This window comes from Mesorhizobium sp. M0217 (assembly GCF_040321955.1).
In the GTDB taxonomy this organism is placed as follows: Bacteria; Pseudomonadota; Alphaproteobacteria; order Rhizobiales; family Rhizobiaceae; genus Mesorhizobium.
The window spans coordinates 24,734-40,460 of the sequence record NZ_JAMYSN010000036.1 but is presented as its reverse complement, the minus strand read 5'-3'; the positions used below and the strand labels follow the sequence as shown (position 1 = coordinate 40,460).

The window sequence follows — 15,727 nt, the reverse complement described above, 5'->3', positions numbered from 1 at the left end:
CCCCAACCCCCCCCCTCGAGGGGGAGATGTCGCCTATGGCTAAAGTGGGGGTCGTTCCGCGTGACGCGCTAACGTCTTCCCGCGCTGCAAAAGGAGTCAGCGCTTCACGCGCGGCGACCCCCTCTGGCCTGCCGGCCATCTCCCCCTCATGTGGGGAGATCTGCAGCTCCAACGGCGTCTTTTTTCAGCCCAATGTTGTCATGTATCCTTGGAATCGAACGTAGAGCAGGGTTTATATCATGCGGTGGGTCTGGACGTTTCTGTTTGCACTGGTGAGCAGCGTGGCTTTCGCGGCCTCGCCGGAGGACGACTATGTGGCCGCGCGTGACAAGGCGATTGCTGATATCGCAGCGCTGAACAGTGCGAACGCGGCAATCGAGACCATCGACGCTGAGAACGAGAAGGCGCTGGCCGACCTCCAGCAGCGTCTTGCCGGCATTATCGGGCCGCTGGCGGTCAAGGACTTTCCGCCAACCGGCACAATCAATATCGAAAGCCTCAGCGACTCCGATATCGGCTATGGCATGCTCGATGGGCTGCGATACACCAAGGGCGACGACGGCCCCAGCCTGGTGGCAACGACGCGAGGGCTGCTGGAGCGCTGGCTCCAGTCCAGAACCGCCGAGACCGACGAAAGTTTCAAACTGCCCGCCGGCATCGATGAGGCGCTTAAGCTGGATGCCTTCTATACCCAGGCGATCAACAGCGACGCCGCCTTCGAGGGAACGCTCGACTTTCCATTGAAGAAACCCGAAGGCGCCGACATCGCCTTCGCACGGCTCGGCGGCTGGACGCAGGACGTCGGGCCGATCTATGAGCAGGAAGTCATCGTTACGATCGTCAAAGGCAACAGCGTGAGAATTATCGCAGCGCCGGCAGCCCCTGCCGTTCCGAAGATCGCCGCCTGCGACGCCGTGTGGGCTGCTGCGGACGCCGCCGCGCAGAAATTCCAGGAGGCCTACCAGGCATCGGACCTGAAGGACGAAAAAGCGTTCGAGTCCTCCAACGCCGCCTGGGACAAGGGCGACAGCGACTACCGGGCCTGCATGGCGCAGCGCCTGCCGGCTGACCCGGCTTTCCCGGCGCTGCTCGCCCAGGCGCAGGCGCTGGCCGATCAAATGGCTGGGAAGTAAGCCTCCCGCAAGGGCCCGCGCGGCAAGATCAGGCGGCTTGTTGCAATCTGAGGCGAATATGACTTCGCCGCTGGGTTGCAGAACGCTGCAACCTGGCGTCCTACTTTCGGACACTCATTCAGATTTCGGCTGGACCCTGGCAGCCAAAAGCTTACCGTTTGTTCTCGGATTCGTCTCGAAGCTCAAACTTAAGCTTTAGCTACTATGGTCGACCGAAGGACTACTGTCCTGGAAAGGTCTTCGGATCGAGTTGGCAGGTGCAATGCTCAATTCCGGCCGGTTGAAACGGGCCGTTTTTTCTTCCGCCAACTTGCCGGCGGCGATTGCCTTTGTCGTGCTTCTCGTCTGCGCCCTGGTTGCCGACCAGAGGAACAGAGAGGTCTCCGATCAGCTGGCGCGCGCCGACGTCCTGGCGAAGGTCAACATCATACGCGCCAAGCTCGAAGGCAACATAGGCGGCAATCTCCAGCTGGTTCAGGGTCTCGTTTCGACAATCGTTACCGAGCCTTATATGGGCCAGCAAAGATTTGCGGCACTCGCCCGTAATCTGTTCGAGCAAAAATCGCAGTTGCGCGATATTGCCGGCGCCCCCGACCTCGTCATCGCGCTGATGTATCCGCTGGAAGGCAATGAAAAAGCCATCGGGCTGGACTACCGCAAGAGCGATACGCAACGCATGGCCGCGCTTCGCGCCCGTGACCAGCGCGCGCTGGTGCTCGCCGGGCCGGTCAAACTGGCGCAAGGCGGACGTGGCTTCATCGGCCGTATCCCGGTCTTCGTGCCGACGGCGGGTGGCGGCGACCGTTTCTGGGGTATCGTCTCGGCCGTGATCGATGTCGATCGGCTCTACGCTGCCAGCGGACTGACCGACCCTGATCTGGATATCGATGTGGCGCTTATCGGCAAGGATGCGCTCGGCGGCGGCGGGGAACTGTTCTTCGGCGGCGATAATGTCGTGTCCGGCAATCCGGTGATGGCAGAGGTGCAATTGCCTTCAGGCTCCTGGCAAATTTCAGCCATACCGAAGGGCGGCTGGCCGACCGCTCCGAAAAATGAGTGGCTGTTGCGTCTGCTCATGGCGCTTGCCGGCGCGCTGGTGGTGCTGCCGATCCTCGTGGCAGGACGTCTTTTCGGTGAGCGGCAGAAAAGTGACGCCGAGTTGAGGCGCCTGTCCCGGCGGCTGGAGCTGGCGTTGGAAGCCTCTGCTATAGGCGTGTGGGAGCACGATACCGTCAGCAACGAACTCGTATGGGACGACCGCATCAACGAAATCTATGGCAAACCCGGCGGCGGCAAGACCCGTAGCTATGACGACTGGGCGCTGGCGATCCATCCCCAAGACTTCGAACGGGCTAAAGCAGATTTCGATTCGGCTGTTGCAACACAAGGCCCCTACTCTTCGCAGTATCGGCTCCTGCGGCCGGACGGCACCATTCGCCATGTGCGCACCCGCGCCAGTTTCTTCCGGGACATCGACGGCACGCCAAAAATGATCGGCGCCGAATGGGATGTGACAGGCGACGTGCTGCTCAACGAGAATCTCGTGCGTGAACGTCGCCTTTCAGAATCGAAAAATGCCGAACTGAACCTGGCCAAAGCCCGCATCGAGCATGTCGCGATGCATGATTCGCTGACCGGTCTGCCCAACCGTCGGTATCTGGACGAGATGCTTGCCGAAAACCGCGAAGCCGACGGCCGTGCGGCGTTGCTGCATCTCGACCTTGACCGGTTCAAGCAGATCAACGACACGCTCGGCCATGCAGCGGGCGATGCATTGCTGGTGCATGCTTCGAAAGTCATCAAGGCCAGCGTCGGCAGTGCCGATTTCGTTGCGCGCATCGGCGGCGACGAGTTTGTCGTGCTGAGCCATGGACGCGACGACAAGGAACTCGCCGCGCTGGCCGACCACATTATCGATGCGATGCGCCAGCCGGTCGACTATCTGGGTCACCAGTGCCGGTTCGGCGTCAGCATCGGCATTGCGGCCAATAGCGGCGTCGATGCAAGGCAGTTGCTTGTCAATGCCGATCTGGCGCTGTACCGGGCGAAAGGCCGCGGCCGCAACCGCTACGAGTTTTTCAACGAAGAGCTGCAGAGCGAGATCGTGCGGACCAAGCAGACCGCCGACGAGATTCTGGGCGGGCTCGAGCGGAACGAATTCATCGTCTACTATCAGCCGCAGTTCGACGCCAAGACGCTGGAGATCGTCGGCGTCGAGGCGCTGTCGCGTTGGGATCACCCGCAACGCGGCATGCTGACCCCCGACGCCTACATCAAGGTGGCTGAAGAACTCAATGTCGTGGCGCTTATCGACCGCACCGTCCTGGAGCAGGCGCTCGATAATTTCGAGCGTTGGTCGCGCAGCCACCTCAACATCCCGCGCGTCTCGGTCAACGTTTCCGCACGGCGCCTGGAAGACAGGGACCTGATCAAGGGTTTGCGCAAGCTTCCCATCAAGGAAGGGACCGTGTCGTTCGAACTGGTGGAGTCGATTTTCCTCGACGAAAACGACGAGCTGGTCAGCTGGAACATCGAACACATCAAGGGGCTCGGCATCGACGTCGAGATCGACGATTTCGGCACCGGGCATGCCTCGATCGTCTCGCTGTTGAAGTTGCGGCCCCGTCGCCTCAAGATCGACCGCCAACTGGTCACCCCCATCACCAGCTCAACCGCACAGCGGCAGCTTGTGTCGTCCATCATCGACATCGGCAAGTCGCTCGGGATCGAAGTGATCGCCGAGGGCGTCGAGACGATGGAGCACGCGCGCATCCTGAAAGAGCTTGGCTGCGACATCTTGCAAGGCTTCCTGTTCGGCTACCCGATGGACGCCAAAGCCTTCAAGGCCTTCGCGCAGTCGCGCAAATGGCTGGCGGCGAGCTGACAAATCCTGGCTTTGCTCGACGCAAATGCGGACGCAGGACCTGCGTCAGGTCCGCAGCCCCGGCGCCTCGTGCCCGGTCCTCTCCACATATTCGGTATAGCCGCCGCCATAGGTGTGGATGCCTTCGGGCGTCAGTTCCAGCACGCGGTTGGAGAGTGCGGCCAGGAAATGGCGGTCGTGCGAGACGAACAGCATGGTGCCTTCGTACTGCGACAGCGCCGTGATCAGCATCTCCTTCGTCGCGATGTCGAGGTGGTTGGTCGGCTCGTCGAGCACCAGAAGATTGGGCGGGTCGAACAGCATCAACGCCATCACCAGGCGCGCCTTTTCGCCGCCCGACAGCACCCGGCATTTCTTCTCGATCTCGTCGCCGGAAAAGCCGAAGCAGCCGGCGAGTGCCCTGAGCGGCGCCTGGCCGGCTTGCGGAAACGCGTCCTCCAGCGTCTGGAACACGGTGCGTTCGCCCTCCAGCACCTCCATGGCGTGCTGGGCGAAATAGCCCATTTTCACACTCGGCCCCCGAGCAACTGTGCCGGCATCCGGGTCAGACGCGCCGGCCACCAGCTTCAGCAGTGTCGACTTGCCGGCGCCGTTGACGCCCATGATGCACCAGCGCTCGCGGCGGCGGACCTGGAAGTCCAGCCCCTCATAGATCGAGCGGCTGCCATAGCCCTTGTGGACGTTCTTCAGCGTCACGACATCCTCGCCGCAGCGCGGCGCCGGCTGAAAATCGAAATTCACGATCTGACGGCGCTTGGGCGGCTCGACACGATCGATCTTGTCGAGCTTCTTCACCCGGCTCTGCACCTGGGCGGCGTGTGACGCCCGCGCCTTGAAGCGCTCGATGAAAGCGATCTCCTTGGCCAGCATGGCCTGCTGGCGCTCGAACTGCGCCTGCTGCTGCTTGTCGGCGATCGCCCGCTGCTGCTGGTAGAATTCGTAATTGCCGGAATAGGCGGTGAGCGAACCGGCGTCGATCTCGACCACCTTGTTGACGATGCGGTTCATGAACTCGCGGTCGTGCGAGGTCATCAGCAGCGCGCCCTCATAACCTTTCAGGAACTGCTCCAGCCAGATCAGGCTTTCGAGATCGAGATGGTTGGACGGTTCGTCGAGCAGCATGACATCGGGCCGCATCAACAGGATGCGGGCCAGCGCCACGCGCATCTTCCAGCCGCCGGACAGTTTGCCGACATCGCCGTCCATCATTTCCTGGCTGAAGCCCAGGCCGTCCAGCACTTCGCGGGCGCGGCCATCGAGCGCATAGCCGTCGAGTTCCTCGAAACGGTGCTGCGCCTCGCCATATTTCTCGATGATCTCATCCATCCGGTCGGCCTGCTCGGGATCGGCCATGGCCGCCTCGAGTTCGGCCATTTCGGCCGCCACGTCGCTGACCGGCCCGGCGCCGTTCATCACTTCGGCCACAGCACTGTGGCCGGCCATGTCGCCGACATCCTGGCTGAAATAGCCGATGGTGACGCCGCGATCGACCTGCACCTGGCCCTCGTCGGGCTGCTCCTGGCCGGTAATCATGCGAAACAAAGTCGTCTTGCCGGCGCCGTTCGGACCGACAAGGCCGATCTTCTCGCCCTTCTGTAGCGAGGCCGAGGCCTCGATGAAGACAAGCTGGCGGCCGTTCTGTTTGCTGATGCTTTCAAGACGGATCATGCGACTGGAAGAACCTTGGAGGATTTTCCCCGGCCCTTACGCGATCGGCCGCGCCAGAGGAAGCGCCCATTTGACGCCGCGCGCAAAAGCCGCTGCGGTCCGCACCTCCAGAATGCAAAACAGCCCGCCGCGCGATTTTGCGCAACGGGCTGTTTTTGAACCAGCTTCTGTACTCAGTTCGGTGCGGGCACTTCCGCTTCTATTGACGGCACCTGCTGGGCGGCGAGCGAGGCGAGCTTGCCCCGTCTGACGAGTGTCGGCTTCTCATAGGATCGTTTCATAAATGCCCCTCTCTTACACAAGCGGAGACTGTTCCGCCGAACTCGCCATGTCAATAAGCAGCGGTAGTGAGGTGCTTTGGCTGTGTCCGACGAATTGTCACTTCGCGTCGTGGAAAATGATCCCCACTGTATGCCGCCTGCCGGAGCGCAGGCGGCTGACGCCGTGCCTGAGGTTGACGCGGTAATGGCCTTTCGTGCCTTGCACCGGGCGGTTGTGGACAGCAAAGATCACCGCATCGCCCCGGGTCAGCGGCACCACTTCGGCACGGCTTTGCATGCGCGGGCGCTGTTCGGTCAGGACGAATTCGCCGCCGGTGAAATCCTCGCCGGGCTGCGACAACAGGATCGCCACCTGCAGGGGAAAAGCGAGATCGCCATAGAGGTCCTGATGGAGGCAGTTGAAGTCGCCGGGGCCATATTGCAGGAGAAGCGGCGTCGGCCGCGTTTGGCCGCTTTCGTGGCAAAGCTGGAGGAAGGCGGCGTGGTCATCGGGATAGCGCCGTGCCGCGCCCATGCGTTCGTTCCAGTCGTTGGCGACGCCGGCGAGCCTGGGATAGAGCGCGGTGCGCAGGCCACCGACCAGATCCGGCAGCGGATAGCGGAAATAGCGGTACTCGCCCTTGCCGAAGCCATGGCGGGCCATCACCACATGGCTGCGGAAATGGTCCTCATGCGGATAGAGACCGGCGATCTCGGTGCACTCCTCGGGTGAAAGCAGCGCCGGCATGACGGTGCTGCCGTGGCTGTTCAGTTCGCCGACCAGAGCACTCCAGTCCTGCGCTGCGACGCGCGCTTCGGCCGAATGGGCTGCGCGTTTGGTGCTTATCGAATGGATGGTCATGGATGCCTCCTTTGCTTGCGGTCAAAGTGGGGCGAACGAGGCGCCTGGGCCACCCGATTCCTGCGATGAACATTGTCATCTGCTGCCGGCAGCGATTAACTGTGTACATGCATCTTTCGATCGAACCGCTAAATGGCGTCAAAGGGCTTCCTCTCGGATCGTCTAAGGCGACTGTCAGATCCTTCTTTTCAGGAGAGCTCAAGGTCTTTCGGCGGAGCCCAACCAGCGTTCCGGCCGACTATTGGCCGGACCTTGGAGTATTCGCCTATTACAAGGCCGATGGCGCACTCGAAGCGCTAGAATTCACCTCGCCTGCGATCTTGGAACTGGGTGGCGCGTCGCTGTTTCCGATTTCCATGGAGGTTGCGCTGAGGTTCTTGAGACAAACCGACCCCAATGTGAAGGTCGAGATCGATAGCGCGATTTCGAATGCTCTCGGCATCAGCATCTGGACAGCCATAGGAAAAGAAGCGGACTCCCAGGTGGAAACACTTTTGCTGTTTGGAGCCGGCTACTACGGCTGATCCTTCCGGGCGATATCCACTGCAGATCGACTGCGTATCGATCGCATCAGACCGGATCGGCACCCTTGCGGCGATACGCCTCCAACTCAGGGTCCAGATCGACCCTCACCGCGTTTGTGAACAGGCAGGTCGCCACCATGATGCCGGCGAAGGCGACGAGGTTGACCAGCAGTGTGTCGTCGTAGCTAGCCTTGAGTGCCGCCCAGACATCGTCGGGAACGGCGTTGGTATCGGCAGCGACTGCCTTGCCGAATTCGATCAGCAAAGCTTCTTCAGCGCTGGGCTCGATCGCCTCGGGATCAAGACCGCTGTCGATCAGCGCGCGGCGGAAGAAGGTAAGCGGTATCTCGGCGCGGCATCTCTCGGAGATCGCCAGCGACAACAGCCAGACAGCGCGGTCGTCGAGTGCGGGCTTGAGCAGATCGCGCAGGGTGAACCATTCGGCATAGATGCGGTGGGCCGCCGGTGAATGCAGCAGGATGCGCTTCATGTTGGTCATGCGTCCGCGCAGGCCAAGCTCCCTGTCGTGCTCGGCGCGGATGTCTTGCGATGCCGAGGCGTAGTCGATCGGCGGGATCATGGCCATGGGACGGTCCTTGGTTGGTGGCAGCGAGGCATTCTGCGAAGCCCTCACCCAAGCGTCGTATGCAATTGCGGCGCGGCGCGCAGCGTGTTGGACACCGTGCAGATCGCTTCGGCGTCCTCGACGATCCGCTGCTTGGTCGCAGCGTCGAGATCGCCTGAGATGTCGAGCCTGATGTTGAGCCTTTCGACGCGCGACGGCTCGTCCTTGGCCTTCTCGCCGCTGACCTCGGCGCGCACCTCGCCAAGCGCGGCGGCAACCCCGAGGCGGGAGGCGGCGATGCGCGCACTCAGCACCATGCAGGCGGCGAGCGAGGCGTAGAGCAGGTCGAGCGGATTGAAGCCCGGCGCGCTGACGCCGGTGACGACATCGACTGCACCGCCGGTCGGAGTGGTGATGGAAGGCAAGCCGCCGGGCTGCAGCGTCGCCGTCGCGCCGGTGACGCGGGTTCTGACCTTCAACTCAGCCATCGCAAAAACCTTTCAGCCGGCAGTCCGGCAAAGGGGTAAGGATCGCCCGTGGCGTGTCCTGTCCCGCTATATGGTATGTCCTGGGCCGATACCGCAACCTCCGCAGAAGCGGCACCCTGTCAGCAATCTTCACCACGCCCGTTCCCTCTCCGCCCTGCCCTGCGGTAGGCTCGCGCGATCCGCAACAGGATCGCGAGAGCCATGATCGTCCAGGCCTGCATCAATGGCGCGCGCGCCGCCGATTTTCACCCCACACTGCCGCTCGACTCCGACGCTATGGCGCGCGACGGGGCGGCTTCGATTGCCGCGGGCGCAGCTGAGCTGCATGTCCATGCCCGCGGAGCGGACCGCCGCGAGAGCCTTGCGCCGGCAGCGATGGACCTGACGATCGCAGGGCTGCGCCGTGCCTGCCCTGGTACGCTGATCGGCGTCTCCACCGGCGCCTGGATCGAGAATGACGATACAAGCACGCTGGTCGCCATCGCCGGCTGGCGCGAATTGCCGGACTATGCCTCTGTCAATCTCAGCGAGGCGGAGGCACCCATCGTCATGGAGAGCCTGCGCCAGCGCGGCATCGGCATCGAGGCGGGTCTGGCCTCGGTCGCCGACGCCGAGCGCCTCGTCAGCCTCGACCATGGCGGGCGCGTGCTGCGCGTCCTGATCGAGATTTCCGAGCAGACGCTAGACGAGGCTTTTGCGGTCGCCGACGGCATCGAACAGGTCCTGGAGCGCGCCGGCATTCGCCGTGCCATCCTGCTGCATGGCGAGAACGCGACGGTGTGGCCGTTCGTGCGCCGTGCGGCGGATCGCAACTGGTCGACGCGCGTCGGGCTGGAGGATGGGAAGCATCTGCCGGATGGCACGGTTGCGGCCGGCAATGCCGCGCTGACGGCGGCAGCGGTGGCGATCTTCCAGGCCGGGCGATAGCGCATACAAGCAGCGCGCCAAGGCATCGCCGAGACGATGGCGATCGCAAGGCCCGGGCCGCGAAAGTCGGTGGAAGCTATTCAAATTTTATGTATTAATTAAACCGGCAGTTAATAGTCGCATCAACGGTCTCATCTATGTTAATATTCTCCCGCATCGGGGACTTTTTTAATGAACGTCATTCCGGATAATGATCACGCTGCGCCGCGTCGGATCCAACAATATACATCGATACAGACCCTGCGGGGGCTAGCAGCCCTAATGGTTGTTATCTATCATCTTCCGGCCGCACTAGGCGTGCTCGATTTGCCTATTCCCATTCTAAACAGCGGCGTCGACCTGTTTTTCGTCATCAGCGGTTTTGTCATGGTTCTCTCGACGGAGAACAGACATCGCGACCACCGTGCTTTTTTGATGCAGCGGTTCACGCGCGTCGTTCCGTTCTATTGGGTCATGACCTTCCTCATGGTCGCCGCACTTTGGCTGTTTGCCGGTCGTGGAGTGTCCTTTGAGCAGATTACCAATAGCCTGCTTTTCGTGCCCTATCTCGATACGGCCACAGGCTATGTCCAGCCAGTGCTTGGCGTGGGTTGGACGCTCAATCTGGAAATCCTGTTTTACATTCTGTTCGCGGCGACTATGGGTTTTGGTGCGCTGACGCAAATGGCCACGATTGGCGTTGTCTTTGCAATCGCCGTAGCCGCACGCATTATCTTCAAACCCGCCGCCGACACTGTGCTGTTTTTCTATACCACGCCAATCCTGTTTGAGTTCCTTGCCGGCATGGCTGTCGGCCATCTGGTCGGCAGACTGGTGCGTTTGCCGGCTTTCCTGGGCGCCTCGGCTGTCGGGTTCGCTATTGTGTCCACACTGGTGATGGTACTTGGCTTCAACTTGCCGCGAACCCTTGCTCAAGGTATCCCGGCGCTGATCCTTGTCGCGGGTTGCATCAGCCTGGAGAGCTACTTCCGACTTTTTGCTCCTCGCGTGCTGGCAAGGCTGGGAGATGCTTCCTACTCTCTCTATCTGACCCATCCTATCGTGCTGCTCGCGATCGCTCCTGTCGTTGCAACCGCCAATGTGTCACCATGGCTTGCAAGCATAGCTATTGTCACCGCCTGCATCGCCGTGTCCCTGGCGAGTTATAGTTTTATCGAAAGGCCGGCTTTTGGCCATGTCGCGAATGAGCCTCTCCGCCTATCAGGTGAAGGCGTGAGTTGCGGCTACGCCGCAGCTCGGTCGGCCTGCCATTCGGGTGCGTTGCTCACTACGACCTACCGTCGCGTTCAAGCGACCACGGCCGCGGCAAGATCGTCTTCGAACTCCCTCACCTAGTGCTGTCGCGCACATCCTCGACTGCCCCAAAATGTGCAGCGGTTTTGGGACGACATGCATCCTGTCTTGCCTGAACGCACACGGGAACTGACACAGAGGGATGACATAGCTCTTGCTGCTATTAAAAATTCCCCATAAGGTATTTTTCATATCCGACAGAAAATCCGATCGTTTCTTTCCCATTATGAAAGCCTTGCCTTTGCGTGAGCATCTCGATCAAACCGATCGACGGCTGGTAAAGCTGTTGTCGCAGGATGCCCAGCCCGGCATCAACCGGCTCGCCGAGACGATGGCGATCTCGGTGCCGACGGTGCGCTCAAGGTTGCGCAATCTGCTCGACCGCAACCTCTTGAAGATCGTCGGGCTGCTCAATCTGACCGAACGCCCCGAGTTGATCTCGGCCATTGTCGGCATCAACGCTCAGGGACGTGGCCGCGCCCGGGAACTGGCGCAGCGCATTGCCGAACTGCCTTTCGTCAACTCGGCCTCGGTGGTTACCGGGCGCTTCGACATCATCGTCGACGTGACCGTCGCCGGCGATGTCGCCGACCTCTACCGCATCACCAGCGAGCTGATTCCGGGCGCCGGCATTCCCGGGGAAGTCGTGCGCAGCGAAACCTTCGTCGTCATGGCTTCATGCAACAAATGGGTCAGCCTTCCCGAAGGCTGCTGGTCGGAAGAAACACCGTCACGCAAGGAGCCGGCATGAGAATAGCTGTTCTCGGCGGCCTCGGCCTGCAGGGACGGGCGGCCATCGCCGATCTCGTCGCCAGCGCCGGTGTCGAGGAAGTCGTCTGCGTCGATACGTCGGCTGACGGCCCTGCCCGGCTTGCCGGGCTGACCGACCTTTCCCGCGTGCGTTTCGTCATGCCCGAGGGCGCGATCGGTCCGGCGCTTGCCACCGTGCTGGCGGATGTCGACGCCGCCATCGATCTGTTGCCGCAGCCATTGATGCGCGAGGCGGTGCAGGCCGCGATCGCAACGCGCACGCCGCTGGTCACTACCAATTACGGCAAGGCGATTGCCGATCTGGCGCCGGAGGCTGAACAGGCCGGCGTTTCGATCATGACCGAATGTGGGCTCGATCCCGGCATCGACCTCGTGCTCTATGCGCGCGCCGCAAAGCAGTTCTCTACGATCTCCTCGATCGATTCCTATTGCGGCGGCATCCCCGAACCGAAGGCGATGGCGAAGCCGCTTTGCTACAAGGTAAGCTGGAATTTCGACATGGTTCTGGTCAGCCAGAACCGCGACAGCGTGATGATCGAGCATGGCAAGCGCGTCGAAGTGCCGGCCGGCCGACAGCACGACAATGCCTTCATCCACGAGATCGAGGTCGCGGGCCTCGGCCGGCTGGAAGCTTTCCCCAATGGCGACGCTCTGCACTATGTCGAGATGCTGGCAGCCGCCAAGGGATTGCAACGCTCGGGCCGCTATACGCTGCGCTGGCCGGGATGGTCGGCGTTCTGGGCGCCACTGAAGGAACTCGGCTTCCTCTCCGAAGACAAGGTGCCCGGCACCGGCGCCAGCCCACGCGAATTTCTCGGCCGTCTGCTCGGCCCGCAACTGCAATATGGCGCCGACGAGAAGGACCTTTGCGTGATGCGCAATGTCTTTTCCGGTCTCGAAGGCGGCCGCGCCAAAACGGTGACGTCGGACCTGATCATCGAACGCGACCTGGCATCAGGCCTGTTCGGCATGAGCCTTGGCGTCGGCTATCCCGCCAGCATCGTGGCGCAGATGCTGGCGCGGCGCGAGATCGCCACACCAGGGCTTTTGAACCCGCTGCTGCATGTGCCGGACGGGCCGTTCTTCGACGAGCTGGCCAGGCGTGGCATCAAGGTTGCCGAGACGGTGGCCTGGGACTGAGGATTTTCGAACGGTGGCTGCCGCCGGCAAACGGTGCCGCCGCTCAAAAAACACCCGAAAGGGTGGAATAACAAAGTGGAACAACAACGATAACAGGAGGAATGCCAAATGAAGATTGCCAAGCTTTTCATCGCCGGACTTGCGCTTGCGGGCCTGACCGCTGCTGCCAGTGCCGGAACGCTCGACGAGATCACCAAGCGCGGCGAACTGCGCGTCGCGGTACAGACGCAAGGACCTCCCTTCTCGCTGGTCGGCGCGGCCGGCGAGCGCACCGGCAGTTCGGTCGAACTCGCCGAACTGATGGCCAAGGAAATGGGCGTCAAGATCACCTTCCTCGACTATGATTGGGACGGGCTGATCCCGGCGCTGCTTTCGGGCAAGGCCGACCTGCTCGTCGCCGACATGACGCCGACGCTGGCGCGCGGCATGAAGGTCGCCTTCACCACACCTTACATGTATACGGGCAGCACCGTCTTCACCAAGGCCGACAGCAAGTTCAAGACAACCGAGGACTGCAAGGCCAAGGGCACCAAGATCGCCGTGCTGTTAGGCGCCACCGGCGAAAAGGAAGCCAAGAACGCCTTCCCGGATGCCGACATCAAGAGCTACAAGGGCGGCGGCCCGCTGCTGCTCGACGCGGTCAACAACGGCCAAGCCGATTGCGGCGTCAACGACGTCTCGGCGGTCAAGGGTCAGTCGACAGCCTATCCCGCCGGCACCTTCACCATCATGCCGGACCTGTTGTCGAAGGAGCCGCTTGCCTTCGCCACCCGCTACGACGAGCCGGACCTGTTGATCTGGATGAACCTGTTCCTCAACCAGGTCAGCATCGACGGCCGCTTGCAGAAGAACCTCGACTACTGGGTCAATTCCGACGCCTGGAAGAAGGATCACTAAGCAGAGGTAAGCAGGGAGTAGTGAGTAGGAAGTAGTGAATGGTGAATGGTGAATGGTGAACGGCCATTCCGGACGCCCTTCACTGCTCACCACTCACTACTCACTACTGCCCATTCACCATTCACAATTCACCGCCATGCTCGAAAATTTCAGCTTCCGCACCATCGTCGAATATCTGCCGCTGTTCGGGCAGGGTCTGATCACGACCGTGTGGCTGTCGGCGCTGTCTTTTGCGGGCGCGCTGGCCGTCGGCATCGTGCTCGCCGCCATGAACCTGCAGCGCGGCCAGCTGTTTCGCGTGCTGGCCAAGGGCTATATCGATGCCGTGCGCGCCACGCCGTTGCTGGCGCAGCTCTACTTCCTCTATTTCGGCCTGCCGCGTCTCGGCTTCGTCCTGCCCGAGCTCGTCGTCGGCATCATCGCTTTGTCGCTGAACAGCGGCGCCTATGTCGCGGAAATCATCCGCGCCGGCATCCTGTCGATCCCGCGCGGCCAGGTCGAGGCCGGGGTTGCCTCGGGAATGACCTATGTCCAGCGCATGCGCCTGGTCATCCTGCCGCAAGCCTTCAAGGTGACGATCCCGCCGCTGCTCGGCCAGGCGATCGTGCTGGTCAAGGATTCCGCGCTTTTGTCGCTGATCTCGGTTTCCGAACTGACGCGCGCCGGCCAGTTGCTGGCGTCCGACCGCTTCATGCCGGCGGAAGGCTTTCTCACCATCGCCGCTTTCTATCTGCTGCTCTATTACTGCCTCAAAGGACTGGCGGGGCTGTCCAGTCGGTGGCTCGGTCTGCAGCCGGCAAGGAGCAGCACATGATCTGGCAACAGCTGCAAAGCCTGGCCGGCAGCTACCCCCTCGCCTTGCGCGGCCTTGGCATGACCGTGATGCTGTCGGCGATCAGCCTGGTGCTGGGCACGCTGCTTGGCTTCGGCCTCGGCATATTGCGCACCGGCGGCAACCGGCTGATCTCGAGCGTGATCGGCGCCTGGGTCGACCTGATCCGCGGCACGCCGTTCCTGGTGCAGATCTTCCTGATCTTCTTCATCCTGCCGGAATTCGGCATCGAGCTCGATGCCTTCACGGCCGGCATCATCGCGCTCACCAACCTCGCCGCGTGCTTCATCTGCGAGATCGTCGCCGCCGGCATCCGCTCGGTGCCGACCGGCCAGGTTGAGGCAGCTCTGGCGTCCGGCCTGTCGCGCTGGCAACGCATGCGCCAGGTGGTGCTGCCGCAGGCAATGCGCATCGTGCTGCCGCCGCTGGTCGGGCAATATGTACTCTTGATCAAGGATTCCTCCGTCGTCTCGGCGATCGGGCTGACCGACCTCACCCGCGTCGGCTGGCTGGTGGTGCAGCGTGTGCCCAACGGCCTGCTGGTCTTCTTCCTGGTCGGCGTCGGCTATTTCGTCGTCTGCTATCCGCTGATCATGCTCGCCCGCCGGCTGGAGCGCCGCATGGGCGCGGCGCATGGCGAGGTGCAGCTGTGACATCGAACCCAAAGGGCTGACCGCCATGACCAATCCAAGCCCGATCAAGACAAACCTGACCAAAACGGGCATGATCGACTTTCGCGGCGTCAACAAATGGTTCGGCTCGCTCAATGTGCTGAAGGACATCACGCTCAGCGTCGAGCCGCGCGAAGTGGTCGTCGTCTGCGGCCCAAGTGGTTCGGGCAAGTCGACGCTGATCCGCTGCATCAACGGCCTGGAAGCGATCAAGGATGGCGACCTCGTCGTCGACGGCCAGCGCCTCGGCGACCCCGCCACCAACATGACGCAGCTGCGCACCGAGATCGGCTTCGTCTTCCAGTCGTTCAACCTCTACCCGCACAAGACGGCGCTGGAAAACGTCACGCTGGCGCCGATCCATGTGCGCAAGATCCCCCGCGCCGAGGCCGAGCAGGCCGGGCGCGACTTGCTGGCCAAGGTCGGCCTCGCTGACAAGGTCAACGCCTACCCGTCACAGCTGTCCGGCGGCCAGCAGCAGCGTGTGGCCATCGCGCGCTGCCTCGGCATGCGGCCCAAGATCATGCTGTTCGACGAGCCGACCTCCGCGCTCGATCCCGAGATGATCTCCGAAGTGCTCGACGTCATGGTCGCGGTGGCCGAGGAAGGCATGACCATGATGGTGGTGACGCACGAAATGGGCTTTGCCCGCAAGGTGGCGCAGCGCGTGGTGTTCATGGACGCCGGCGCCATCGTCGAAAGCGGCACGCCGGAGGCGTTTTTCTCCGACCCGAAGACCGACCGCAGCCGGGCTTTTCTAAGCAAGATTCTAAGGCATTAGAGTTTAGCCAAAGCCGGTCGTCCGAAAGGCC

15 protein-coding genes are annotated in these 15,727 nt (G+C 62.1%); 11 read left to right on the top strand and 4 right to left on the bottom strand.

The window, feature by feature from the left end; translation table 11 throughout:
* Positions 1-239: 239 nt before the first annotated feature.
* The gene (locus NKJ18_RS30355; protein ID WP_352761205.1) at positions 240-1,133 is read left to right on the top strand and encodes a hypothetical protein; all 894 of its coding nucleotides are present in this window, start codon (positions 240-242) and stop codon (positions 1,131-1,133) included.
* Positions 1,134-1,395: 262 nt separating this feature from the next.
* Positions 1,396-4,017, top strand: a complete 2,622-nt coding sequence (locus tag NKJ18_RS30350; protein WP_023827696.1) for a bifunctional diguanylate cyclase/phosphodiesterase — start codon at positions 1,396-1,398, stop codon at positions 4,015-4,017.
* 45 nt (positions 4,018-4,062) lie between these two features.
* On the opposite strand, the gene NKJ18_RS30345 is transcribed toward NKJ18_RS30350, so the two are convergent.
* Entirely contained in the window at positions 4,063-5,685 is a 1,623-nt protein-coding gene (locus tag NKJ18_RS30345; protein ID WP_023689031.1) for an ABC-F family ATP-binding cassette domain-containing protein, read from the bottom strand.
* 378 nt (positions 5,686-6,063) lie between these two features.
* Entirely contained in the window at positions 6,064-6,807 is a 744-nt protein-coding gene (locus NKJ18_RS30340; RefSeq protein ID WP_023805622.1) for a 2OG-Fe(II) oxygenase, read from the bottom strand.
* A gap of 65 nt (positions 6,808-6,872) precedes the next feature.
* Between NKJ18_RS30340 and NKJ18_RS30335 the strand changes: the two genes are divergently transcribed.
* Entirely contained in the window at positions 6,873-7,331 is a 459-nt protein-coding gene (locus NKJ18_RS30335; RefSeq protein ID WP_050586866.1) for a hypothetical protein, read from the top strand.
* Between the two features lie 46 nt (positions 7,332-7,377).
* Here the strand turns inward: NKJ18_RS30335 and NKJ18_RS30330 are convergent, their stop codons facing one another.
* Together NKJ18_RS30330 and NKJ18_RS30325 are read right to left on the bottom strand one after the other, a co-directional pair.
* Positions 7,378-7,917 (bottom strand): carboxymuconolactone decarboxylase family protein, encoded by a 540-nt coding sequence (locus tag NKJ18_RS30330; protein WP_023695530.1) that lies wholly within the window; start codon positions 7,915-7,917, stop codon positions 7,378-7,380.
* Positions 7,918-7,961: 44 nt separating this feature from the next.
* Positions 7,962-8,384 (bottom strand): OsmC family protein, encoded by a 423-nt coding sequence (locus NKJ18_RS30325; RefSeq protein WP_023670326.1) that lies wholly within the window; start codon positions 8,382-8,384, stop codon positions 7,962-7,964.
* A 201-nt stretch (positions 8,385-8,585) separates the two neighbouring features.
* Between NKJ18_RS30325 and NKJ18_RS30320 the strand changes: the two genes are divergently transcribed.
* From NKJ18_RS30320 to NKJ18_RS30285, 8 genes are all read left to right on the top strand, one after another.
* Positions 8,586-9,311, top strand: coding sequence for a 3-keto-5-aminohexanoate cleavage protein (locus NKJ18_RS30320; RefSeq protein WP_352761203.1), 726 nt, complete (start codon positions 8,586-8,588; stop codon positions 9,309-9,311).
* A gap of 171 nt (positions 9,312-9,482) precedes the next feature.
* Positions 9,483-10,646 (top strand): acyltransferase family protein, encoded by a 1,164-nt coding sequence (locus tag NKJ18_RS30315; protein ID WP_352761200.1) that lies wholly within the window; start codon positions 9,483-9,485, stop codon positions 10,644-10,646.
* Positions 10,647-10,845: 199 nt separating this feature from the next.
* Positions 10,846-11,355, top strand: a complete 510-nt coding sequence (locus tag NKJ18_RS30310; RefSeq protein ID WP_023670324.1) for an Lrp/AsnC family transcriptional regulator — start codon at positions 10,846-10,848, stop codon at positions 11,353-11,355.
* Positions 11,352-12,515, top strand: coding sequence for a saccharopine dehydrogenase family protein (locus NKJ18_RS30305; RefSeq protein ID WP_023733917.1), 1,164 nt, complete (start codon positions 11,352-11,354; stop codon positions 12,513-12,515). The genes NKJ18_RS30310 and NKJ18_RS30305 overlap by 4 nt, the downstream gene beginning before the upstream one ends.
* 108 nt (positions 12,516-12,623) lie before the next feature.
* Positions 12,624-13,412: an ABC transporter substrate-binding protein gene (locus tag NKJ18_RS30300; RefSeq protein WP_023684789.1), complete on the top strand. Its 789-nt coding sequence runs from the start codon at positions 12,624-12,626 to the stop codon at positions 13,410-13,412.
* Positions 13,413-13,548: 136 nt separating this feature from the next.
* Positions 13,549-14,226 carry an amino acid ABC transporter permease gene (locus NKJ18_RS30295; protein ID WP_023695534.1) on the top strand — a complete coding sequence of 226 codons (678 nt, stop codon included), beginning with the start codon at positions 13,549-13,551 and terminating at the stop codon, positions 14,224-14,226.
* Entirely contained in the window at positions 14,223-14,897 is a 675-nt protein-coding gene (locus NKJ18_RS30290; protein ID WP_023684787.1) for an amino acid ABC transporter permease, read from the top strand. Before NKJ18_RS30295 ends, NKJ18_RS30290 begins: the two co-directional genes overlap by 4 nt.
* 70 nt (positions 14,898-14,967) lie before the next feature.
* Positions 14,968-15,696 (top strand): amino acid ABC transporter ATP-binding protein, encoded by a 729-nt coding sequence (locus NKJ18_RS30285; RefSeq protein WP_023670319.1) that lies wholly within the window; start codon positions 14,968-14,970, stop codon positions 15,694-15,696.
* The last annotated feature ends 31 nt before the right edge of the window (positions 15,697-15,727 follow it).

Bases quoted from the DNA above. Each gene is read 5' to 3' on its own strand.
- NKJ18_RS30355 (WP_352761205.1), top strand. From the start codon at position 240: ATGCGGTGGGTCTGGACGTTTCTGTTTGCACTGGTGAGCAGCGTGGCT.
- NKJ18_RS30350 (WP_023827696.1), top strand. From the start codon at position 1,396: ATGCTCAATTCCGGCCGGTTGAAACGGGCCGTTTTTTCTTCCGCCAAC.
- NKJ18_RS30345 (WP_023689031.1), bottom strand. From the start codon at position 5,685: ATGATCCGTCTTGAAAGCATCAGCAAACAGAACGGCCGCCAGCTTGTC.
- NKJ18_RS30340 (WP_023805622.1), bottom strand. From the start codon at position 6,807: ATGACCATCCATTCGATAAGCACCAAACGCGCAGCCCATTCGGCCGAA.
- NKJ18_RS30335 (WP_050586866.1), top strand. From the start codon at position 6,873: ATGAACATTGTCATCTGCTGCCGGCAGCGATTAACTGTGTACATGCAT.
- NKJ18_RS30330 (WP_023695530.1), bottom strand. From the start codon at position 7,917: ATGGCCATGATCCCGCCGATCGACTACGCCTCGGCATCGCAAGACATC.
- NKJ18_RS30325 (WP_023670326.1), bottom strand. From the start codon at position 8,384: ATGGCTGAGTTGAAGGTCAGAACCCGCGTCACCGGCGCGACGGCGACG.
- NKJ18_RS30320 (WP_352761203.1), top strand. From the start codon at position 8,586: ATGATCGTCCAGGCCTGCATCAATGGCGCGCGCGCCGCCGATTTTCAC.
- NKJ18_RS30315 (WP_352761200.1), top strand. From the start codon at position 9,483: ATGAACGTCATTCCGGATAATGATCACGCTGCGCCGCGTCGGATCCAA.
- NKJ18_RS30305 (WP_023733917.1), top strand. From the start codon at position 11,352: ATGAGAATAGCTGTTCTCGGCGGCCTCGGCCTGCAGGGACGGGCGGCC.
- NKJ18_RS30300 (WP_023684789.1), top strand. From the start codon at position 12,624: ATGAAGATTGCCAAGCTTTTCATCGCCGGACTTGCGCTTGCGGGCCTG.
- NKJ18_RS30295 (WP_023695534.1), top strand. From the start codon at position 13,549: ATGCTCGAAAATTTCAGCTTCCGCACCATCGTCGAATATCTGCCGCTG.
- NKJ18_RS30290 (WP_023684787.1), top strand. From the start codon at position 14,223: ATGATCTGGCAACAGCTGCAAAGCCTGGCCGGCAGCTACCCCCTCGCC.
- NKJ18_RS30285 (WP_023670319.1), top strand. From the start codon at position 14,968: ATGATCGACTTTCGCGGCGTCAACAAATGGTTCGGCTCGCTCAATGTG.